Origin of the sequence: Motiliproteus coralliicola, from assembly GCF_003345655.1 — a bacterium.
Taxonomy (GTDB): domain Bacteria; phylum Pseudomonadota; class Gammaproteobacteria; order Pseudomonadales; family Balneatricaceae; genus Motiliproteus; species Motiliproteus coralliicola.
Genome location: NZ_QQOH01000001.1, coordinates 1,100,608 through 1,123,248 on the forward strand (window position 1 = coordinate 1,100,608; position 22,641 = coordinate 1,123,248).

19 protein-coding genes are annotated in these 22,641 nt (G+C 57.0%); 9 read left to right on the forward strand and 10 right to left on the reverse strand.

The window, feature by feature from the left end; all coding sequences use genetic code 11:
- The 3 genes from DV711_RS04855 (at position 1) to DV711_RS04865 (ending at position 2,857) form a co-directional block, all read left to right on the forward strand.
- A complete protein-coding gene (locus tag DV711_RS04855) occupies positions 1-1,104 on the forward strand; it encodes an amino acid ABC transporter permease (protein WP_114694504.1) in 1,104 nt (367 codons plus the stop codon).
- 66 nt (positions 1,105-1,170) lie between these two features.
- Entirely contained in the window at positions 1,171-1,920 is a 750-nt protein-coding gene (locus tag DV711_RS04860; RefSeq protein ID WP_114694920.1) for an amino acid ABC transporter ATP-binding protein, read from the forward strand.
- 166 nt (positions 1,921-2,086) lie between these two features.
- Entirely contained in the window at positions 2,087-2,857 is a 771-nt protein-coding gene (locus DV711_RS04865; RefSeq protein WP_114694505.1) for a DUF4197 domain-containing protein, read from the forward strand.
- A gap of 43 nt (positions 2,858-2,900) precedes the next feature.
- Here DV711_RS04865 and DV711_RS04870 read toward each other — a convergent pair whose 3' ends face one another.
- Positions 2,901-3,467 carry a 2-hydroxychromene-2-carboxylate isomerase gene (locus DV711_RS04870; RefSeq protein WP_165840004.1) on the reverse strand — a complete coding sequence of 189 codons (567 nt, stop codon included), beginning with the start codon at positions 3,465-3,467 and terminating at the stop codon, positions 2,901-2,903.
- A gap of 176 nt (positions 3,468-3,643) precedes the next feature.
- On the opposite strand from DV711_RS04870, the gene DV711_RS04875 reads away from it, so the two are divergent.
- Positions 3,644-3,916, forward strand: coding sequence for a late competence development ComFB family protein (locus DV711_RS04875; protein WP_114694507.1), 273 nt, complete (start codon positions 3,644-3,646; stop codon positions 3,914-3,916).
- Between the two features lie 53 nt (positions 3,917-3,969).
- Here the strand turns inward: DV711_RS04875 and DV711_RS04880 are convergent, their stop codons facing one another.
- A complete protein-coding gene (locus DV711_RS04880; RefSeq protein WP_114694508.1) occupies positions 3,970-4,563 on the reverse strand; it encodes an acyl carrier protein phosphodiesterase in 594 nt (197 codons plus the stop codon).
- A 237-nt stretch (positions 4,564-4,800) separates the two neighbouring features.
- On the opposite strand from DV711_RS04880, the gene DV711_RS04885 reads away from it, so the two are divergent.
- Entirely contained in the window at positions 4,801-5,010 is a 210-nt protein-coding gene (locus DV711_RS04885; RefSeq protein WP_114694509.1) for a cold-shock protein, read from the forward strand.
- Positions 5,011-5,067: 57 nt separating this feature from the next.
- On the opposite strand, the gene DV711_RS04890 is transcribed toward DV711_RS04885, so the two are convergent.
- Together DV711_RS04890 and DV711_RS04895 are read right to left on the reverse strand one after the other, a co-directional pair.
- The gene (locus tag DV711_RS04890) at positions 5,068-7,362 is read right to left on the reverse strand and encodes a YgiQ family radical SAM protein (RefSeq protein WP_114694510.1); all 2,295 of its coding nucleotides are present in this window, start codon (positions 7,360-7,362) and stop codon (positions 5,068-5,070) included.
- Positions 7,363-7,533: 171 nt separating this feature from the next.
- Complete coding sequence (locus DV711_RS04895) at positions 7,534-9,276, reverse strand: putative bifunctional diguanylate cyclase/phosphodiesterase (protein WP_114694511.1); 1,743 nt, start codon at positions 9,274-9,276, stop codon at positions 7,534-7,536.
- 198 nt (positions 9,277-9,474) lie between these two features.
- On the opposite strand from DV711_RS04895, the gene DV711_RS04900 reads away from it, so the two are divergent.
- The gene (locus DV711_RS04900; protein ID WP_114694512.1) at positions 9,475-9,861 is read left to right on the forward strand and encodes a DUF3461 family protein; all 387 of its coding nucleotides are present in this window, start codon (positions 9,475-9,477) and stop codon (positions 9,859-9,861) included.
- A 90-nt stretch (positions 9,862-9,951) separates the two neighbouring features.
- Here DV711_RS04900 and DV711_RS04905 read toward each other — a convergent pair whose 3' ends face one another.
- From DV711_RS04905 to DV711_RS04925, 5 genes are all read right to left on the reverse strand, one after another.
- Positions 9,952-12,966, reverse strand: a complete 3,015-nt coding sequence (locus tag DV711_RS04905) for a choice-of-anchor I family protein (protein WP_114694513.1) — start codon at positions 12,964-12,966, stop codon at positions 9,952-9,954.
- A 130-nt stretch (positions 12,967-13,096) separates the two neighbouring features.
- Complete coding sequence (locus DV711_RS04910) at positions 13,097-15,130, reverse strand: transglutaminase TgpA family protein (protein WP_114694514.1); 2,034 nt, start codon at positions 15,128-15,130, stop codon at positions 13,097-13,099.
- Positions 15,127-16,173 (reverse strand): DUF58 domain-containing protein, encoded by a 1,047-nt coding sequence (locus DV711_RS04915; protein ID WP_114694515.1) that lies wholly within the window; start codon positions 16,171-16,173, stop codon positions 15,127-15,129. The genes DV711_RS04910 and DV711_RS04915 overlap by 4 nt, the downstream gene beginning before the upstream one ends.
- Positions 16,174-16,177: 4 nt before the next feature.
- Complete coding sequence (locus tag DV711_RS04920) at positions 16,178-17,137, reverse strand: AAA family ATPase (protein WP_114694516.1); 960 nt, start codon at positions 17,135-17,137, stop codon at positions 16,178-16,180.
- 48 nt (positions 17,138-17,185) lie between these two features.
- A complete protein-coding gene (locus DV711_RS04925; RefSeq protein ID WP_114694517.1) occupies positions 17,186-18,919 on the reverse strand; it encodes an adenylate/guanylate cyclase domain-containing protein in 1,734 nt (577 codons plus the stop codon).
- Between the two features lie 387 nt (positions 18,920-19,306).
- Between DV711_RS04925 and DV711_RS04930 the strand changes: the two genes are divergently transcribed.
- Complete coding sequence (locus tag DV711_RS04930; RefSeq protein WP_114694518.1) at positions 19,307-20,530, forward strand: PilT/PilU family type 4a pilus ATPase; 1,224 nt, start codon at positions 19,307-19,309, stop codon at positions 20,528-20,530.
- Positions 20,531-20,588: 58 nt separating this feature from the next.
- Here the strand turns inward: DV711_RS04930 and DV711_RS04935 are convergent, their stop codons facing one another.
- Positions 20,589-20,945: a hypothetical protein gene (locus DV711_RS04935; RefSeq protein ID WP_114694519.1), complete on the reverse strand. Its 357-nt coding sequence runs from the start codon at positions 20,943-20,945 to the stop codon at positions 20,589-20,591.
- Positions 20,946-21,177: 232 nt separating this feature from the next.
- On the opposite strand from DV711_RS04935, the gene DV711_RS04940 reads away from it, so the two are divergent.
- Together DV711_RS04940 and DV711_RS04945 are read left to right on the forward strand one after the other, a co-directional pair.
- A complete protein-coding gene (locus DV711_RS04940; RefSeq protein ID WP_114694520.1) occupies positions 21,178-22,182 on the forward strand; it encodes a sensor domain-containing diguanylate cyclase in 1,005 nt (334 codons plus the stop codon).
- A gap of 95 nt (positions 22,183-22,277) precedes the next feature.
- Entirely contained in the window at positions 22,278-22,544 is a 267-nt protein-coding gene (locus tag DV711_RS04945) for a hypothetical protein (RefSeq protein WP_114694521.1), read from the forward strand.
- Positions 22,545-22,641: the final 97 nt, after the last annotated feature.

The window sequence follows — 22,641 nt, forward strand, 5'->3', positions numbered from 1 at the left end:
ATGATCGTCAACGACAAGAAATTACCCGATCTTCCACCTCCCGCCAGCACCGTCGGTTTGGTTGGCTGGATGCGGACCAATCTGTTCTCAAGCCCGACCTATACCGTACTGACGTTGATCGTGGCCTACCTGCTTTGGATCACGGTGATACCAGCAATTCAGTGGGCCTTTATCAATGCCGATTGGGCCGGTGACAGCCGGGATGCCTGTACCAGCGGCGGTGCCTGTTGGGTCTTTATCGGCGCCCGATTCAACCAGTTTATCTACGGTTTCTACCCTGAAACCGAGTACTGGCGAATCGATGTGCTGTTCGTGATGCTGGCGATTCTGATCGCCGCGCTGGTATACGAAGGCACACCCAAGCGGGGCTGGATCAGCGCTTTCACCCTGATCGTGTTTCCGATCATCGCCTTCTTCCTGCTCTATGGCGGCTCCTTCGGCCTCGAGGTGGTCGAGACCCATAAATGGGGAGGCTTGAGCCTGACCCTGGTTCTGGCGCTGGTGGGGATTGTGGCCTCGCTACCGATCGGGGTGCTGCTGGCCTTGGGTCGGCGGTCCGAAATGCCGGTGGTACGCAGTTTCTGTACGGTCTTTATCGAGATGTGGCGTGGTGTTCCGCTGATCACCATCCTGTTCATGGCTTCGGTCATGCTGCCGCTGTTCGCGCCGGAGGAGATCGACTTCGACAAACTGTTACGGGCCCTGATCGGTATCACCCTGTTCCAGTCCGCCTACATGGCCGAGGTTATCCGTGGGGGCCTGCAGGCGATTCCGAAAGGCCAGTACGAAGCGGCCGATGCGTTGGGTCTTAGTTACTGGAAGAAGATGGGACTGATCGTCCTGCCGCAGGCACTGAAGATCATGATCCCGGGTATCGTTAACACCTTTATCGCGCTGTTCAAGGACACCTCGCTGGTACTGATCATCGGTCTGTTCGACCTGCTGGCAATCGTCCAGGCGGCACTGTCCGATCCGAAATGGCTGGGTTACTCCATCGAAGGCTATACCTTTGTTGCCTTCGTTTTCTGGGTCTTCTGCTTCGGCATGTCCCGCTACAGCCAATTCCTCGAGCGCAAACTGCACACCGGTCACGGTGCCCGCTAACGGGCACCGTCAGAAGTAAAAGAATTCAAGGAGTCTGCAATGTCAGAACAACAAAGCCAGGCCAGCATGAACGTCTCCGACGAGGTGATGATTCAACTTAATAACGTCAACAAGTGGTACGGTGAGTTTCATGTCCTGAAAGACATCAACTTGACCGTTCGCAAGGGCGAGCGGATCGTAATCTGCGGTCCCTCCGGTTCAGGCAAGTCAACCATGATCCGCTGCCTGAACCGTCTCGAGGAGCATCAGGCCGGCGACATCATTGTCGGCGAGACCACCCTCAACAACGATCTGAAAAATATCGAAACCATCCGACGCGAAGTCGGCATGGTATTCCAGCACTTCAACCTGTTCCCACACCTGACCGTGTTGGAGAACTGTTGCCTGGCACCGATCTGGGTCCGCAAGACCCCCCGAGAGGAAGCCGAAGCGATCGCGATGAAGTACCTGGAGCGGGTAAAGATTCCGGATCAAGCCTATAAGTATCCGGGGCAGCTATCCGGCGGTCAGCAGCAGCGGGTAGCGATCGCCCGAAGCCTATGTATGAACCCGGAGGTGATGTTGTTCGACGAGCCGACTTCGGCGCTTGACCCGGAGATGATCAAGGAAGTACTCGACGTTATGATCGAGCTGGCGAAGGAAGGCATGACGATGCTTTGTGTGACCCACGAGATGGGTTTCGCCAAGACCGTTGCGAACCGCGTTATCTTTATGGATGGCGGCCAGATCATCGAAGAGAATGAGCCGGAAGAGTTCTTCCACAATCCGCAGTCCGAACGGACCCAGCTGTTCTTGAGTCAGATCCTGCAACACTGATCATACTCACTGCCAAGAAAAGGGAGCCCATGCGGCTCCCTTTTTTTATCTTCAACCGGTACGGCGAACCGGGGATCAACCAATTTGAACAGTATTTGGCGTGTTCAGTAACGGCCTGCTCCATAGCGGCTACACTGATTGCAACCGTTCAATACTGAGGTTCACCATGCCGAGACCAAGCCGATTGATCGCCCCGCTCGTTCTGACCCTAATCGGCTCAGCAACAACGCCTATTGCCTTTGCCGGTTTTGGAGACCTGCTCAAGCAGGTAGAGGAGCAAACCCCACAGCTGCTGCAACAGAGTACAAACAGCGATGGCGCTTCCCACTCATCCTTGGACACAGACACCCTGATTCGGGGCCTTAAACAGGCGCTGGAAGTCGGCACCCAGCGAGCCGTCGACCAGGTCTCCCAAACCGATGGGTATCTGGGTAATCCGAGTATTCGAATCCCGTTGCCATCGGTTATCGACAAAGGCGCCAAGCTGGTCGGGAAGTTCGGCGGCCAGTCGTTGGTGGACGATTTCGAGCTGAGCATCAACCGTGCCGCGGAAAAAGCGGCGCCGCTGGCGGCAGAGCCTTTCCTGACAACCCTTAAAGGGATGAGTTTTGAGGATGCCAGACGGATCTACGAAGGTTCCGACGACGCCGCAACCCGCTATTTTCAGGACGAAACCAGCGAGGAGCTGAAGACCGCCTTTGCACCCATCATCCGTGACAGCATGGAACAGGTCGGGGTCACCAGTTATTACCAGGCGTTGGTAAAGCAGGCATCGCAATATCCATTGGTCGGCAACATGAATCTGGATCTGGAAAGCTATGTTACCGATCAGGCTTTGGTGGGGCTCTTTACGGTCTTGGCCGAGGAGGAGAAGCGAATCCGTGAAGAACCCCTGGCCCGCTCGACGGAATTGCTAAAACAGGTCTTTGGAAACTAAACCACCGAAACCACTTTAAGACCCGCAATCACGTGACAGCAGTTTAGCCGTTCAGATGCATCTGTAGCAGGAACAGCCGCTCATTACCGAAAAACAACCGCTCACCGGCAAAACAGCTCGGAACACCGAAGGCGCCGCGCTCATAGGCCTCTCGAGTATTTTCGTTGAGCCGCTGCCTGGCTTCATCACTGTCACTTTGCTGCCACAGAGAATCGCCCAGTAGCGCCAGCAGACAGTCGGGATCGGCGATATTCTCACCTCGGTCCCAGATCGCACTGAACAGCTCGTTCGCCAACTCCTGTTGCGCGCCACCCTCCAACAGCGCTAACGCCGCCATCGCCCGAGAGCTATTGACCGGCCACTGCTCGGGCCACTCCATCGGAATACCGTAATAGCGTCCCAGCGCATCCAGGTCCCGACGCATGTAGTCCCGTTTAGATTCCAACTCCGCCGGATGTTGATTACCGCTCAATACCAACAGCTCGGGCAAGGAGACGGGACGGGGAACCACCACCGCCGCCGATCGCTTGGCCACCCCGGGCAGTCGCCAGTTCGCCAGATGGCTGTAGGGGCTCATCAGGTCGTAGAAAAATTCAATGGTGCGGCTCATGGTAGGACTCGATGGTTTCAAACAGGAAGCCATCCCAGAGTATCCTTTGCCGCCCTCAGCCCGCAAGCTGTGTTATCGTTATTCGACAATCACATTTTGGCGTGGTACCGGTAGACTCAAATGCCGGTCGATAACAATCCATGGAAACCAACGTTAAGTTGTAAGGTGTTGATTAAATGAGCATTCAGGAAAACATTCACAACTACTATGAAAAGCTTGTCGCCGATACCCTGGCCGAACTGCAACGACAAGCACCTCGCGATGCCGAAGAGATAGAGGATATCGCCTGTGTGGCCCTGAACCGGCTGCCGCCGCGCTACTTCCGCCATGAGATCGATATGGCGTTCTACCTGTCTCCGACCGAACAGCAGGAGATGAAAGACAAGGTCGATGATGCCATCGCCGAAGCGATCACCTACGTCGAGAAAAGCCACCGAGATAAAGACTAGTTATCGACCACCATCAAGCGCCGCGCCAAGGTTTGGCTGCGGCACTTACCGGCTCATCCCCACCTATCTTCTGCCTTCAACCGATCGACCTGATCCATCAGTTGCGGAAAGAATCTCAGAAAATCCTGCTCTAGCTCCACATATAGCCCCAGAAACTCCTCTCCCGACCCCAGCATCCTGTCCGGTCGTCGCAATCGCCTGGCAACCCGATCCAGTATCAGTGGAATCTGACTGGTTTCGGCATAACTGCTGAGCCAATCCTGCTGAATCATCTTGGATACCGGCAAACGCATCGACTCCGGCATAAAGCCGGAATAACGGCCTAACAACTGATAGCCGTGGGAGATGAATTGATCCAAGGGTTGATCAGAGTAACGGTCCCAGTGCCGGCTAAGGTAATGATCAAAACAGATATCCAGTATCACCCCGGCAAATCGCCGCCGAGCAGGGCTCAGACGCGCCGCTGCTTGTAGAAACAGCGGGTGAGAGTCGGTAAATGCATCGATTTTCCGGTGCAGCATCACTCCGGGACGCAATGTCGGGTACCAATCGGCAGACAGCGGGCCCTTGACATAGTCCCCCATCAAATTGGCCATCATCGATTCGGAGGTCGGTTCGGCAAAATAAAGATGCGCCAGATAGTTCATCTTTTCTCATCCTCGATCAGCCCGGAGAGAGACTCGGGGCGCCTGTCAGGATAACCAGCAGGATGTTGAAATACCGATAAAAACCGCAGCAAAATCGTCATCAATTGCACATTGTTTCGAAACAGGGCTTGGGTTAACCTGCCTGTGTATTTGTTAACCGATGGCACCAGTCGCCGACGGTCAGAAGTACAAAACAACAATAAAATACCATGCAGAAACCCCTGGAGTTGAACACGCATGTCAGAAGTGATGAACGGAACCGTTAAATGGTTCAACGACGAGAAAGGCTTCGGATTTATCGCTCAGGAGAGCGGCCCGGATATTTTTGTACACTACAGCGCTATCAATGGCAGCGGCCGACGCAGCCTTAGCGATGGCCAGGCGGTCTCTTTTGAAGTGACCGACGGCCAGAAAGGCCCACAGGCAACCAACGTTAATCCGCTCTGATCGAGCCGGTCGTTGAAGAAATGACAGCCAAAGGCTGTCATTTTTTTTGCCCGCAGGTCAGGACCGCTTACGCCTGATGGTTCCTGGCTTGGCGGAGGCCTTCCCCTTGTTAGCGGAATTACCGGTGCCCTTCTTTATTCCCCCCTGCGCACGAGTGGACTGGCCCGACTTGGCGCTGGCCTGAGTACCATCCCGCTTGAGGCTCTGCTGCCGTTTTGGCTTCTTACGCCGAGCCTGATAGTCACCCTGGGTCAGTGCCGGCCGTCCTTTCGAAGGCGAACGCACGGGTTTACGCCCCTCCGGCGGCACCAGTGCATCAGGGTGACGACCGATCAGATCGCTACGCCCGATCCGCTTCAGGGTTTCACGGATCAACGGCCAGTTATCCGGGTCGTGATAGCGAAGAATTGCTTTGTGGGTTCGCCGCTGCCGCCCCCCCTTGGGAACCACCACCGGGTCTTTGTCATTACGACGAACCTTCTTCAGCGGATTGCGGTTGCTGTGATACATGGTGGTCGCGTTGCACATCGGCGACGGAATAAAGTTCTGCACCTGATCGAGCTTGAAATCGTTCTGCTTCAGCCACAGCGCCAGATTGACCATATCCTCATCCCGGGTCCCCGGATGGGCCGAGATGAAATAGGGGATCAGGTACTGCTTCTTGCCGGCCTCCCTGGACACCTTCTCGAACAACTTCTTAAAGCGGTAATAGGTTCCCATCCCCGGTTTCATCATCAACGACAGCGGCCCGTCTTCGGTGTGCTCCGGAGCTATTTTCAGATAACCGCCGACATGGTGGGTAACCAGCTCGCGCAGGTACTCCGGATCTTCTACCGCCAGGTCGTAGCGTAAGCCGGATGCGATAAGAATCCGTTTCACTCCCGGGATCTTGCGGGCCTTGCGGTATAGCTGGGTCAGGTGGCGGTGATCGGTCTTCATGTTGACGCAGATCCCCGGGTGCACGCAGGACAACCGCCGACACGCGGCCTCGATCTTCTCATCCTTGCAGGCCAACCGGTACATGTTGGCGGTCGGTCCACCCAGATCGGAGATGGTACCGGTAAAGCCGGGTACCTTGTCACGGATCGCCTCGATCTCACCCAGAATCGACGCTTCCGAGCGGTTCTGGATGATCCGGCCCTCGTGCTCGGTGATCGAGCAGAAACTGCAACCGCCGAAGCAGCCGCGCATGATATTGATCGAGAAGCGGATCATCTCGTAGGCCGGTATCCGCAGATCACCGTAGTCCGGATGGGGTAAACGGTTGTAGGGTAGATCGAACACCGCGTCGATCTCGCGGGTCGATAATGGCACCGGCGGCGGGTTGACCCAAAGATCACGGTTTCCATGTCGCTGCACCAGCGCCCGGGCGTTGCCCGGATTGGTCTCCAGGTGCATTACCCGTGACGCGTGGGCATACATCACCGGATCCTTGCTGACGACTTCGTAGGCCGGCAGCCGGATATAACTGCGATCCCGCTCGGGCTTGAATTTGCTCTGCTTCAGATCCACCAGTTTTAACGGCTGCGGTTCCACCTCAACCGGCTGGGCCGCGATTTGCTGGGCCTGTTGCTCCCTTGCCTGATTGGTTTCACAGTCCGGCTGCTCCTGATAAGGATTCTGCGGCGGCACCACCAGTCCGGGTTGATCCACATCGGTGGAGTCGATCAGGGTCCAGTCACCTGGTAGCTGCGAGCGCATCACCGCCGTGCCGCGGATATCGGTCAGCTCCGAAACCGGTTCTCCCTGGTCCAGTCGCTCGGCCACTTCCAGCAAAGCCCGTTCGGCGTTGCCGTAGAGCAGCAGGTCGGCCTTGGCATCGGGCAGCACCGAGCGGCGGACTTTATCCGACCAGTAATCGTAGTGGGCGATTCGGCGCAAACTGGCTTCGATCCCCCCCAGCACCAGAGGCACGCCCTTGTAGGCTTCCCGACAACGCTGAGCATAGGCCACCACCGCCCGGTCCGGTCGTTTGCCTCCTTCGCCACCGGCGGTGTAGGCATCGTCATGACGAAGCCGTCGCTCGGCGGTGTAACGGTTGATCATCGAGTCCATGTTGCCAGCGGTCACGCCGAAGAACAGCCGCGGCCGCCCGAGCTGCATAAAGTCGTCTTTGGAGTGCCAATCCGGCTGCGAAATAATCCCGACCCGATAACCGGCCCGTTCCAGAACCCGGCCGATCACGGCCATGCCGAAACTGGGGTGATCTACATAGGCATCACCGGTGACCAAAATCACATCACAGGCATCCCAGCCCAGCTGTTTCATCTCAGCACGAGACATCGGCAGCACCGGCGCAGCGGGCGATACTTTGGCGGGTAGATAGGAGAGTAGCGAGCGGACAGCGGTCATAACGGATACATCAGTAGAGGGGCTGACCGATTATAACGGAAAGCGTCCTCTCGGGCAGCTATGAACCCATTTCAGCGGGTCTGGCTAGCACAGCAACCCCGCACCGAAATCAGCCCCCATCCAATGCCAAGGCCGTGCCAGGCAGACCCCAATGTGTCGCCAGCAGGACCGCTAGTTGGGGGCATAGAGGCCGCAAGCCAACGGCTGGTGTCGGCACCACTCGATAAAGCGCTGCGCTTGCAACGGTTCGGTAAAGTAGTAACCCTGTAACAGGTCACAGCCGAGCGCCTGCAGGTAGGTCAACTGTTCACGATTTTCAACACCTTCGGCCACCAGCCTCAACCCCAGACTCTTGGCCATCGAGATGATTGCTTTGACCAACATCCCGTTATCCCGATTAACCGGCAGCCCCGTGACAAAGCTGCGGTCGATTTTCAAGGTATCGAACGGCAGGTGCTGTAGATAACTCAACGACGAGTAACCGGTTCCAAAATCATCCAGCGATAGACGAACCCCCAGCTGCCCCAACCGCTCCAACTGCCGGGCGGCTTGATCTCGGTTGTTGAGCAGCACCCCCTCGGTAATTTCGAGTTCCAAGGCAGCGGCAGGCAACTGCTGTTGCGCCAACGCAGCCTTTACCTGATCGACAAAATCTTCGTGACAAAGCTGCCGCGGTGACACGTTGACGGCAACAAAGTCCGGCGCGCTGGGTTCGTCCAGCCAACGTTTAGCCTGCGCACAGGCTTGCTCCAACCCCCAGGCGCCGATCTGGTGGATCACCTCAATCGACTCGGCCAATGCCACAAACTGATCCGGCAATACCTGCCCCAGACTAGGGCTGTTCCAGCGCATCACGGCCTCAGCTCCAACCACCCGACAGTCGAGACTGATCAGCGGCTGGTAGTGGATTTCCAACTCGTTTTTCTGCAGCGCATAGCGCAGCTCGGCCTCCAGCTGCTGCAGCTCCAACGCTTGCTGCTCCAGTGCCGGCTCAAAGCGGGCGATCCGATTACGGCCCAGCTTCTTGGCCCTATACAACGCCGTATCGGCGTGCTGAAGCAGCTGAACCGGATCCTGTCCATCATCGGGGAAACAGGCCAGGCCGATACTCAGCCCGACAAATAGCCGCTGGCCCTCGATCATGATCGGTTCGTTAAAATCATTCTGGATCGACTGTGCCAACTCATAGGCAGTCGGAGCCTTCCTATCCAAGCGAGTCAGCAGCATAAACTGATCGCCGCCCAGCCGGCAGAGCTCATCGGCACCCCGTTTACGCTGTTTGAGGCGCTGCGCCACCGCCACCAACAGCTCATCGGCCCGTTGGTGACCCAGGCTTTCGTTGAACTGTTTGAAACGGTAGATATCGATGCTTAACAACAGGATGCGCTGATCATCGTCGACATTCTGCTCGACCATCTGGCGCAGCCGCTGCTCCACCTGGGAGCGGGTCGGCAAACCGGTCAGCGCATCGAGACTGCAGCTCGGTGACAACCACTGCTCGTACTCAAGCCGCTCGAGCAGCGCTTCCATCATCACCAGGGTGTGGGTATGGCCAGCCGGCCCCTTGAAAGGTGACAGGTGAACCCGCAACCAGACCGGCTTACCGCTAGCTCGACGGCAACAGAGTTCACCACTCCAGCCCACCCCCCGAGCCAGCGTACGCCGGATCGACGGATACAGACTATCGGGAGTCAGGTCTGATCGCAGCACGTTTACCGGTTGCCCCAGCAGCTGCTCCGCCGCAAACCCGGTACAGCGACAGCAGGCCGGATTCAGATAGCGGATCAGCCCCTGATCATCGACCACCATCGCCGACAACGGGTTGTGGTCAAACAAGGCCGCCAACTGCTTAAGACTCTGCTCATCGTCGCTCACATTCGAGGAGGGGGTTGGGGGATGATCCAGCGCGGGCATCCGAATCTCCAGCTTGGCTCAGGACACGAAGCCGCCAGTCGACCTCGGTAGTTTCTATTTCGTTAACTATAGACGTCCCAAACGGCAAAATATCAGTGAGATCAAGCATCAATCATCGACGGGCAGCAAGTTAGAGTTGCTAGCGATGGCAAGCTCTTCTACAGTGTCAGGGTGTTTAATATTTTGAGATGTTGCACTATGTCTAGCTACCCCACCCTGACCGAAATGGGTATCCCGTCAGTCGATGAGATCTACAAGTACAGCCTACGCCAAGAAGGCGATGTCGATGTCTTGAAGGTCTATTTTCGCCGCGAGAAGGGCTCACTGCTGCCCCGTAGTAAGAAGTTCAAGTTTGGTCGCTCTCACAAGACGGTGCGGGTAGACAGTAGTCACGACAAATATCAGGAGATCTCCGAGATGTCGGCGTTCCTGATGAAAGCGATCGACGAACTGCACGAACTGGTTCAACACGAACATGAAGTTCAGGATATCCGCGAGCGCCTGCACGCCGATATCGATCATCTGGAGAAGGTGGTCAGCAACAAGCTGGCGGATATTCGTCGAGATATCGACAAGATCAAATAAGCCCGCACGCTATAGCAAGTCACTAAAAAGGAGGCAAGTGCCTCCTTTTTGCATTGATGGCCGGTAACTCTACCGGTTACCGAAGCAATCTTACTGCAGCTGATAAACCGCCGTGGAACCGGACACTTCGTAGCCGACAATCAGCAAGGGCTTGCCGGTCGGGCTCTGCTCGGCTGAGACGAACTTCATCCCTTCCGGCGCCAAGTCACCGGCATCACTCAGATCCTTTTTCGGGTCCGCCTCGAAGTTTCGGTTGATCACATAATCGTGACAGACCACCCCATAGGGGTTGGTGATGTCGTAGATCATGAAGCCACCGGTGCGCTCCAGACCGACGAAGGCATAGGTGCGCCCATTTACCTGACCAACCGCCAGCGCTTCGGGTTCGGCCCCTTTGTCGTCACTGCGGTTATCACCCTTGTTCTTATTGTCGGTGTTGTTGAAGTGTTTACCCAGGCGCGCCGCGGTCACCTTCTCGATATCGGCTTGAGAATCGAACACCAGCTCAGCCTGCTCGTTCCAGATACTGAACGAGCGGGCACCGTAGGTGTAGATCAGCGAATCATCACCGTAGCCGTAGCGGGTGGTTTTCATCCGACCCAGGGATTTCTTATCGGCGGCCTGGTCGGCACTGGGGTGCGTCGCGGGGATGTCGAGCTTAGCGATACGGGTCTCCTCGGAGAACGCCAGACAGCCATCGTCTACATCGAACTCCTGACCACCGGCTGCCAGGCAACCGGCCTCATCGGCCGCATCGAACCAGTAATCCCGGGCATCTCCTTCGTTGGCAGTCACCACATAGTTGTGACCCTCAGCACGGTACGCGGCAATGGTATCTGGCTGATACATGCCCACAACCCCCAGACGAGTACGGATATCGATCTTCTTGTCCTTGTCGGAGACATCTAACTCATTACCAGGACGACCGTAATCCTTCAGCCCCAGATCCACCACCTGGCTGATCCGCATCGTCTTCAGGTCGATCACCGCCAAGGCATTATTCTCCTGCAGGCTGACCCAGGCGGTGTTGGAGTCATCGGAAACGGCGATGTACTCAGGCTCCAGGTCCTTGGCAAAGTCGGCGCCGGGACCGAAGGTCCGGATCGCTTCGGATGCATGCTGATCAAAGCGCAGCTCGGTCGCCACATCCGCGGGCCGGCCGTTACGAATCTGAATCACCGAAATCGTGCCCACCGGGTCAACCCGGTAGTCTTTGCTCGGCTCCCCCTCATTGGCTACCAACAGCTTGCTGTTATCCGGCGTGAACGTCAGCATGTCGGGCAGCGCACCGACCCGTACCGCCTTCAAGAATTTCAGGCTACGGGCATCGTAGAACGCCACCACCCCAGGTCCCTGTTTCTTGTTGCCGGCAATATCCGCAGCCTCCACCGCCACCGCGACCAGATTGCCGCCGACCGCGACGCTGTTGGCGGCACCGAAACGCTGTGATTTCAGATCGGCGCCGATATCGAGGCGACCGACCCGCGCCAGGTTACTGTCACGTAGTGGATCGGCCAGCGGCTTAGCGTCCAGTTTCGACAGGTCGATCACATCGATCTGCTTCGCTTCGGCATTGACGACAAAAGCGCGTTTGCTGCGCGGGTGGTAGGAAACGATCTCCGCTGCGCTCTGATCGTAAATCCCGGTGGTGTGACGGCCGATCAGCGATGCACTCAGGCGTTGCTCCAACTTACTCTGCTTGGCCACCAGTTTCGGCATGATCGGCAGCACGCTGATCTGGGTCGGTTTGCCGTCAATACCGAAATCGTTATCGTTGATCAGCGCAACATGTTGATCGTCCAGCAGCGCGATACCTTCGATCTTGGTAGCCAATGTCATGCCCTCGGGTAGATCGGTCAGGCTGTTGAACACCAGCGCTTTTACCAACGGCATCGCCCCGACGGCGCCCGGATCGTAGATCTGCTCCAGGGTCTGTTTGGAGTCGCTGTCACGAACCGCCACCGCACCGCGGCTCAGTTCGGTATTCAGGATGCTGTCACCGGAACTCAACTGGACCCGATACAGCTTAGTAACTTTGCTGATCCGCTCCAGAATGATCAGGTCGTCGTTACCGACCGCCACCATCTCTGAGATTTTGACGTCGCTCTGCTTTCGAATCTTGCCCTTCTTCAGGTCGCCCTTGCCGCTGGGAAGGTCTGCAAACATCGCCGGGGTATCGATCTGATAGACCCACTCGCCCTGTGGCCTGCCCAGCTCGCCGTTGTTCAATCCAAACTTTATCAGCCGCACATTGCGCGAGTTCTTGTAAGCCGCCGCATTGGGGTTGGCCAACGGGCTTTGCATGATGAAGTAGAGCGAACGTTCGTCCGGCGACACCGCCACCGACTCCATCCCCCGGTTGAGCTTACGCTTGGCATAGACCGCCGGCAGCTTACCACTGACCGGGTAACCCGCATCGGCCAGATCGGCCTCCATGCCGGCGGGTACCACCCGCTCCAGAACGGTGCCATCGGGAGCCACATGGAGCAGGCTGGGGCCGTACTCATCGGCCAGCCAAAAGCTGCCGTCAGACAGCTTGACCAACGCTTCGGTATCGACACCTTCATTGTCGAACGCCCGCTGCTCGCCGGTATTGGCGTAGGATTTTTCGGTATTGGTGACCTTAAGATCGTTACTCAATCCGCTGATCTTTTCCCCGGCACGGTTACGAAGCGGAATCCGTTGGATCACCTTGACGCCGTCAGTACCGATCTCAAACTTACTGATCATCGGTGTATAAGCAGGCATCGGGAAGATCTTATGCGCGCCTTCACCGGCACCACAGAAATCGGCAATACCGACCAGCTTGGCACTGTCTTTACACTTGATGTTCGGCCCACGGTCGGTGACGGCATAAAACTGGTTGGCAGGGTCTTTGTGATAATGAAACGCGCCACTACCGAAACCGACGCTGATCTCCAGCGACTTGCCCACCTCGCCCGCCGCGGAAAAATCCGCTCTACCCAGCGATTCATCCAGCGTGTATTGCGCCGGCTTCAAGCCATGGCTTTGATGGGATTGATGATTCTGTGCCTGCACCAGAGCAGCCTGACTCCCCATGGCGGCCGTAACTGCCACGGCTAATGCCAACATCGATTTTTTCATGTTGATTCCTAGATCCGTTCGGGAATAGATGGGATGAGAGAGATCAACCTAGGTCAAAACGATGACGTTAACGTGATAGAAAGGTGTCAGTCCGGCGATAGAATCATGACGATTCAGATAGCGGCAACGCTCAAAGTGCCAGTCGGCGCAGCTGCACACGCAAGCGCTGCAGTTGAGGATCCCGTTCATTGGCCGAAGGGGCGTATAGACAGAGTTCAAACTGTCTGGCGATTCGCTGCAGTGCCACCGCCTGATCTGGCAGGGACTCAGCTGCGCGCCTGACGAAGCTGGCCGGTGCCTCACCGACCTCGGGTTGCAAGCCTTTACGCGCCAAGCGCCGACAGAGCTTACGGTAGAGTTTCAACAACGGGTCGGGACGGCTTCGCAACCCGCTCTGACGGAAAATCCACCAACTCAAACCCAGCAACAGAGCAGCTATGGTACTCAGCAACAAGGTCGCCAGCAGCTTCAGATCAACCCGGTCGAACAGTCGGCTGAGTAACTCTCGCTGGGCTTTGGCGTCATAACCGAGCATCACTCGATACCAACCGTAGTTGAGGTAGTCCCAGCTCAAACGCAGCTGGGTAATCCAGGCTGAACCCCGATAGCGAAGCGGCGACAACGGACTGTCCTCCAGAAAGCTACCCTCCTGGGCCATCGCCTGTTCCAATCCCTGCTCCACCCGCTCCGGCGACACCCAGGCGGTGGGGTCAAAGCGCACCCAGCCTTGCTGCGGTAACCACACTTCGACCCAGGCGTGGGCATCAAACTGGTGTACCAACAGGTAACCGCCCAAGGGATTCAGTTCGCCGCCCTGGTAGCCGGCCACGATACGCGCCGGCAGCCCCACCGCCCGCATCAAAAACACAAAGGCGCCGGCATAATGGCTGCAAAAACCACGGCGGCTTTCGAACAGGAATTGATCGACTCGATCACCACTGAGTAACGGCGGTCGCAGGGTATAGCTGAAATCCTGCTGATTGAAATAGCGCAACACTCGATGGACATAGTCCGCCGCGCTGCTGCTGTCGCGCCTTAACCGCTGCGCCAAGTCCCGAGTGAGCGGGTCGGTGTCGGGCAGCTGCAGGTTGGCCCGGTGCAGCCAGGCCGGTAATCCGGCCGCATCCAGCGTGTAACCGATGGTCGAACTGACCCGATAACGAAACGGACGAGCTACCGGTTTATCCAGCAGCAAGCGGAAGTCACGGGTGGCTCCCACCCCGCGGGTATCGCTGCGAGCCCAAGCCAGCCCAAACAACCAAGGTTGGTCGGTCGGTTCCATCATGACTTGATAGTCATAGCGGCTCAGCGGCGTCGGTGAACCTGACAGCGGCGGTGTTAGCCAGCGATTACCATTGTTTTGCCAGTCGACCTGCTCGCGTTGATCCAGATCCAACCCCCGGGTCCAACGATGGCCGTCATAGTTATCCAACACCAAGGCTCGCCAGTATCTCTCGGACGCGGGCGGCACCTTGCTGCCTGGGTCGAACTCGACCCGAAACGCCAGCTCGGAGGATTGGCTCAACTGAGCGATGTCGCCAGCCGAGATGGTTTCGCTCAAACCGGTCTTGGCCCGATTCTGCCCCAGATCCAGCGACCAGATCGGCCCAATCCGCGGCACCAGCACAAAAAGAACCAGCATCATCGGCAGGCTATAACCCATGATCCGCAGGCTGATCCGCAAGGTTCTGCGTGGCCGGGTATGTAGCACCGACTGGTTCAGGCCCAGCAGCGCGGCCGTTACCATCACGCACACCAACGCCAGGTAAAGGGTCAACAGGATCGACTGATCGAAGAAGAAACTGACCGCCACCACAAAGTAGCCCAGGATCACCACAATAAAGGCGTCACGTCGGGTACGGCTTTCGATCAGCTTGAAACAGAACCCCAGAATCAACAACGCACTGCCGGCATCGGGTCCGGCCAGGGTACCGTAGTGGGCGAACACCGCCGCACCTCCGCCGAATACCAGTAGTGCTCTGATCGGGCGGTTGGGCCCATGCCAACGACCGCGATAAACCATCAGTTTCCAAACACCGCAAAGTAGGCAGATCAGGGTTACCCAGACCGGTAGCCGCAGCATGTGGGGCAACAAGGCCCCAAACATCGCCGCCAGCAACCAGGCCAAGCCGTTGCGGGGGATCTGATAATCCGGCTCGTTCATCCGCGTCCCTCCGCCGCCACGGCCGACAGATCGGCAACCGAATCCTCAGCAAGGGCAGTGGCCGGCTCCGGGCTCAGCCCATAGAGTGCCAGCAAACTCAGGCAACGCTGAAGATGTAGATCACCCTGCCCCGGTGCCACTTCAGCTCCCGGCAGACGTAACCCGAAGCGAAGCCCCTGCTGGTGGTACTGAATGACCCAATGACAGAGGCGACTCAGCCGTGCCTCCACCCCCATGCCACTGTAGGCCTCCCACTCCAGCCAGCGGGCCTGTTGCTGATAACCGGCAAAGCGTTTGCTGTGCAAGCGTCCATCCCGGGCATAGTTTTTCCAGGCAATCTGGCGCGGGTTATCACCGCCCTGGTAGGGTCGCAGACCATCAAAATCATCGCTGCCCTCATGGCTCAACCGCTGTCCTCGGCCGCTACCGCTTTCGAGCCGTTGCGGATACGGCTCGGCGATCGGTTTCGGGTAAACCAACGCCCGACTATCCAGCTCCAGCCAACTCCAGGCCCGCAGCAGCCCCAGCGGATAACGGGACTCAATTTTTAGCCGTGGTAACTGCAGCCGACCCCGTTGCTTGGCATCCAGCAATAGCGGCTGCTGCTGCCGACGCTGCTCGATCAGATCGAGCTTGACGCCAGCAACCCCGGGCGCTCCGATGGCGATCGACTCATGCTCGCGTTCACTCTCCAACAGCAGACCAAACGCCACCTGCTGACCGACAAAACCGGGTTGGTTGCTGCCTCGGCTCAGGCGCAATCCGGCCAGATTCGCATAGGTAAGCAGGATGGAACTCATAAACAGCGACACCAAAAACAACGCAACCAGCAAGATCAAGCCGTTACCGTAATTGATCCCCCCGATAAACAGCGCCAACGTCATAACCAGAAAATAGAGCCCATGAAGGGTCGGCAGGATAAAGATTCGCCGCTGGTTCAGCGTCGTCGCTCGGGTACGGGGAAGTCGCTTTCGCAGCCAGGCGTCAGACCAGTGTCGCCAGCGGCGACGTAACCCGGCCAGGGGAGAGAATCCAGCCGGCACCGGATTACTCCAGAACCTCGACCGAATCGAGCAGCAGCCGGGTCAGACTGACCCCTTTGTGGCCGGTACAATCATAATCACCACGCAGGCGATGCTCGGCCACCGACGGCAACACCGCCTGAACATCCTCGGGCACGACATAGTCACGTTGTTCGATCAGCGCCCAAGCCTTGGCTGCCTGTACCAGCGCCAGCGCACCGCGTGGCGATAGTCCATAATCGCAGTCATCGCTGCAGCGACTAAATTCCACCAGCCGCTGAATGTAATCGAGCAAGGGATCCGACAGATGTAACGATTCGGCCTGCTGTTGCAATCGTTGCAGCCGCGGTAACGGCAAGCAGCACCTTAGCTGTTCCAGCCGTCGACGAGGGTTTCGGCCGCTCAATAACGCCCGCTCGGCCGTGCGATCCGGATAACCCAACTCGATCCGCATCAGAAAACGGTCCAGCTGCGATTCAGGCAACGCGAAGGTACCCAATTGATGCTGCGGGTTCTGGGTTGCGATGACAAAGAACGGTTCGGGTAGCTCGCGACTCTGACCATCGACGGTAACCTGACGCTCCTCCATCGCCTCGAGCAGCGCGCTCTGTGCCTTGGGCGTGGCGCGGTTGATCTCATCGGCCAGCAGCAACTGGGTAAACACCGGCCCCGGCTGAAACTCGAACTGGTGTTCTTTGGCATTGAAGATCGATGCGCCGACCACATCGGCCGGCAACAGATCGGAAGTAAACTGGATCCGATTGAATTCGAACCCCAGCACCCGGGCCAATGCCTGCGCCAGAGTGGTTTTTCCCATCCCGGGCAGGTCTTCGATCAGCAGATGCCCCTGCCCGATCAGGCAGGCCATGGCCAGGCGAATCTGACGAGACTTACCCAATACCACGGTTTCAATCTCCGCCAACGCCTGATGCAATAACTGTTGATCATCGGCGACGGACTGGGGCTCTAGCTTTTCTAGGCTCATGGAGTACTCCTGAATGGGGATGTCGCCAGTATAGAGGCTTTGGTCAACTCACCAAGCCAGCTTCGCCGGTTCTTTGACCAGAATCACGTCCAGCAACTGGTCTCGACCACGTAAGGGCAGCTGGCGCTGCTCCAGCGTCTCCAAGGCCAATCCGGCGACTTCGGCGCTATGACGTGACAGCAGTAGCGGCACCCCCAAATGTTTAGTCTGACCTTCAAGGCGGGCGGCGGTATTGACCGTGTCACCCAGTGCCGACCGGATCGGCGCACTCGGCGGTCCCATGGTGCCAACGATCGCTTCACCGCTGTGGATACCGATACCGACCCGCAAGGGCTGTTGCAGCTCTTTTTCCAACCGCTGGTTGATGCCGTCCAACCGGTGCAGCATTCGTTGAGCGCCGCGAATCGCTTGGCGCGCGCCCTGCTCAAAATCGCCGTCGAGCCCGTACAGAGCCATCAAACCATCGCCGTTAAACTGGGCATAGTGGCCGTCGGTCTCCTCCAATGCGCTAGCCATCTCGGCAAAAAATTGGTTCAGGATGAATACCACGTCGTACGGTAGTCTCGCCTCGGCCAGAGCGGTGGAACCCCGTAGGTCGATAAACAGCACCGTCACCTGCTGCTCGATCCCCTCGACCCCACCGGGTTTACGCAGATAAGAAAAGCGCTGCTGATAGGGAATCAGTGGCACCACCGACAGATCGCTTGTCAGCCGTAACTGGCACGCCAGTCTGACATCATCGTCGGCCTGCACGCCTTCGAGTGCCTGGCGCTCGGTGTCATCGGCTGGAGGCAACTGGTCCAGTCCCTCCATGATCCGAACTCGGCAAGTGGTACAGCGTCCACGGCCACCGCAAACCGACGAGTGCTCAATCCCGGCTTCACGTAGAGCTTCCAGCAGTGTCTGCCCTTGGCGGGCCCTGAGCTGATTCTGAGCCGGCAAACGTACCCGCACCCGGGCCCGGCGAGCAGACCAGCCCAACCGAGCACCACGCAACACCAACGTCAGCGTCAACGAACCCCAGAACACCAGTGGCATGGTGTTACGAACCCAATCCAGCGTTTGATCGACCTCGGTCTTTGTCGATTTGGAAACCACAGCTCCCGACGGATAGCCATCTTCGTAACCACCATAGTCGTCATAGCCGCCAGCCGCCGGGCTCGTGGAGTCATCGATCCCAGTCTCATAGCCCGATGCTGCGGCTGGTTCGACAGCCTGATCGGCCAGGGTCAAACCAACCCGGTAGAACCCCATCAGTGCCAGCAACGGCACCAACGTCGCCAGCAACTGCCAAAACGCGATCCAACGGCGGTAATCCGGCTTAAGCCGGAGCCAATAGTGCAACCCCAACATCAGATGGATCCAAACCACCAACACCAAAGAGGTCTGACGCAATACGCCATATTCACTGTTCCATATCGCCTGAACCGTTGCCTCGTAAGTTGCCGTCGTACCCAGCAGCTCATGGGATAGTCGGGCTCCAATCACATGGGCCAGAATCAAGGGGGGAATGGATAAGCCAAGAACCAACTGCGACAGCTGCCAGAACGGCATTCGTAGGGTGGTGCGATGGTAGAGAGACCAAAGAGCCAACAGGAAATGGGTTAATACCGACCCATACAACATCAGGGTCGCAACCGGGTGGTGCCAGAACCCGATAAAATATTCCAGCGCGGCCTCCATCCAGGTCAAGGAGATCAGCCCGACACTGTGATTGAGCAGATGAGGAATCACGAAGGCGGCGATGATCAGGCCGGTGTATAAACGAGTCTGCTGTAGCATCGTCGTGCAATATCCTTTTGTTAGATCGGCAGCCAACAACGCCGACAGTCTCTAAGGGACCTGTGAACAAGCCTCTGTGACTTCTGCAAGGACCTATTCGCAGGTTCCCTAACCGGTCGAGCAGAGCCTTCGCCCAATTTACTTAGTATGGTCCTATTCATCCTGTCGGACGAACTCAAACCTCCCCCTTTGGTAACTTCGCCTCAGGCGGGCCTGATAAGACGATCATTCCTATACACCAATGTTCCTTTAACCAAACAAACAAGCTATATTAGCAACCGCTTGTGCGGCCAATGGCCGATTCAGCCGATAACTAGCTTCATCTACACTCCATTTCACAGATCGATCAATCAGGCGATCTAACCGGTTGTTGCAAAGGACGTTGCTATGTCAGACGAACTCTATCGTTACCTTGAGATCATGGTTGACCGCGAAGGAGCGGATCTGTTCCTTTCCACCAACGCCAAACCCAGTTCAAAAATTCACGGCAAGCTGCTCCCGATCGCCGACAAGGTCATGGCACGAGGGGAGATCAAAGAGATCGCCTACGCCATCATGTCGCAGGACCAGATCGACGAATTCGAACAGCGTCCGGAGATGAACCTGGCACTGTCAAAGCCTGGTCTGGGCCGATTCCGGGTCAATATTTTCCGCCAGCGCCACGAATACTCGATGGTCATTCGTTCCATCTCGACCGACATTCCCGATATCAACAAGCTTGGCCTGCCTCAGGTTCTACCCAAGCTGATTATGGAAAAACGTGGCCTGATCCTGTTTGTTGGCGGTACCGGATCTGGCAAATCCACCTCACTGGCCTCGCTGATCGATCATCGCAATAGCAACAGCGCCGGTCATATCATCACCATCGAAGACCCGGTCGAGTTCATCCACCATCACAAGAAATCGATCATCAATCAGCGCGAGGTCGGGGTCGACACTCTGAGTTATCAGGATGCGCTGGAGAACACTCTTCGCCAGGCCCCGGATGTGATCCTGATCGGCGAGATCCGCAGTGCCGAAACCATGGAGCACGCGCTGGCGTTTGCCGAAACCGGCCACCTCTGCCTGTCGACGCTACACGCCAACAATGCCAACCAGGCCCTGGGACGGATCATCAACTTCTTCCCGGAAGAGCGACACAAACAGTTGCTGCTGGATATCTCTTTGAATATGAAAGGGATCATTTCGCAACGTCTGCTCCCGACCAACGACGGTAAACGCGCTGCCGCGATCGAGGTGCTGCTCGGCTCACCCCGCATCGCCGAGCTGATCAAGAACGGACATATCGATGACATCAAAGAGGTGATGGAGAAATCCGCCGCTTCTGGGATGCAGACTTTCGATATGGCGCTGTTCAACCTCTGGAAAGCCGGCCGGATCAGCGCCGAAGAGGCGTTGCGCAACGCCGACTCGAAGAACAACCTGGCATTGAAGATGCGCTTGGTGACCAAAGGCAAGGCTAACGCCAAACAGAGCGATCAGCCGGCCTCGGGCAACGAGTCGGAATCGAAATCCTCAACCAAGAGTGCTGGCGGCTTTTCGCTAGAGCTGGAGCCCGGCCATGAAGAGGAAAGCGATCCTCTGGATGACAATCCTTTCAGCAAGCCATAACGGCAATCGCTAATAGGCCATGTTCGTTGGCAGGCGGCTAGTTTGCCGCCTGTCCCGGCTAGCGCTCCCGCCATGACTTAGCGTGTAGCCCCTGCGGATCAAGCTCCTGCCACTCCATCTGTGTGATACCGCCAACCCTGGAGCGATTACTCCAACCCGACATCGGTACTTTTACCCCGGTCAGGGTCCAGCTATTGGCCAATTTTTCCGCGTCTTTCAGTAGCTGAAAACACTGCTCGGCACGACCAGCCTGGGGGTAGTGAAGCTCAAACTCGATTCGATGTCCGCTATACCGATCCCCTTCATACTGCACTGCCTTTGGCTCGACACTGAGCTCTCGACGAACAATATTCAGCAACACCTGCGCGTTTTTCTCACTTTTGGCGTTGGTAAACAGACTCCAGCGTAATATCATCGACGACCTTAATGCTCCAAAAATTCATATAAAACAAATTGTTATTAGCTAATATAACAACAATAATGGCATACTGATGCAACAGATATCCGCCCAAATAGGATCCGACAGTGGCCAACAGGATGATTGGTAGCAAACAATAACCTTGGATGCCATTTGAGTTCGCGTTCCCTGACGAGCGTTTGGTAATGCGCTAAAATCAAAGGTACTGATTTTTAGGTATTCCCCCCCTATGATCGATCGCAACAGCTGGTTATTAGACGCAGATGAGCTGCCGATTTCTCTGGATAAATGGCAACAGAATGTCGGCCTGATCGCCAACCTATTTCATGCTCCCTCAGTCTGTATCTTCCAGACCAATGCCCAAGGCTCTCTGGTTATCGAATCCAACCGCAACGAGAGCAACCCCTACCAACCGGGCTGCTTTGTTCCCCGTGATGCGGAACTGTTCAGTCATGTGCTGGCAGAACTCAAGCGGGAGCTATACGTGCCGGACGCCAGTGCCGATCTGCGCTGGTTGACCCACCAAGAGGTGGCCGAAAGCGGCTTTGTTTCCTACCTCGGCGTACCGCTGCGCTGGCCCAGCGGTCAGTTATTCGGTTCATTGTGCATCCTCGATCGGGTTCCGACCGACTACCGTCCCCAGTACTTCGAACTGCTGAAAACCTTCCGCGCCCTGATCGAGTCCGACTTGAGCCTGATGGTTCAGAGCCAGATGCTCAATCAGATGACATTGACCGACGAGCTGACCGGGATTTACAACCGCCAGGGTTTTCGCACTCTGGCCGAACACAAGCTCAGTGTCGCCAAACGTTATGGTCACACCTACGGACTGATCTACTTCGATCTGGACAACCTGCACAGCATCAACGAGCAGCTGGGCCCCGATACCGGTGACAATGCCCTGCAGGCACTGGCCCAGGCGATGAGCAGTGAGTTGCGCGACTCGGACATCGCCGCCAGGATCGGCAGCGATGAGTTTGCCGCGCTGGTGTTTGTCCGCCAGCAGGAAGATATGGAAAATCTGGCGATCCGGATTCAGCGCAAGCTCAACCTGATCAAACAGCAACGCGACAGCATGCCGCCCTTGACCACCAGTGTTGGAGCCAAATGCTATCAAGCCAACTCGGATACCAATGTCGACAAGATGCTCGAAGAAGTCGACCGAATGGTCTACAACCTGAAGCAGAAAAAACGTCTGGCCACCGTGGGGGTCGACTACAGTTCACACCACTGATTTTTAACTTTATTGAACCGGCGCCCCAGCTTCTCAGGATGAGAATCGACGGTGCCTGATACCTCCCAACGCATTCAGATGACAAGGACTGTCCGATGCAACGCAACCTCCTACACTCTAGTGTTATCCGCTCGATACTGTTCAGCCTGCTGCTTGTGCTACCACTGGATACGGCTGTCGCCTCGGAGCAGGCCGACCTGAAGCAGTGCCAGCGTTATCGCGACCTGCAGCAGCAGTACACCGAAAAGCGCCGTCGTGGCGGCAGCAAGACTCAGATGCGCCGCTGGCAACAGCAACGCAACCATTACAGCCGGCTCTATTCGCGTCACAACTGCCGAGTGCACCGACGCTACCTGAAGTGATCTGGCTGCTGCTTGCCTGTAACAACCTCCTCCGAAGGCGGTCCAATAGGTGATTGATCGACTACGCTGTTCTCAATCGGAACCTGTGCCACCTATC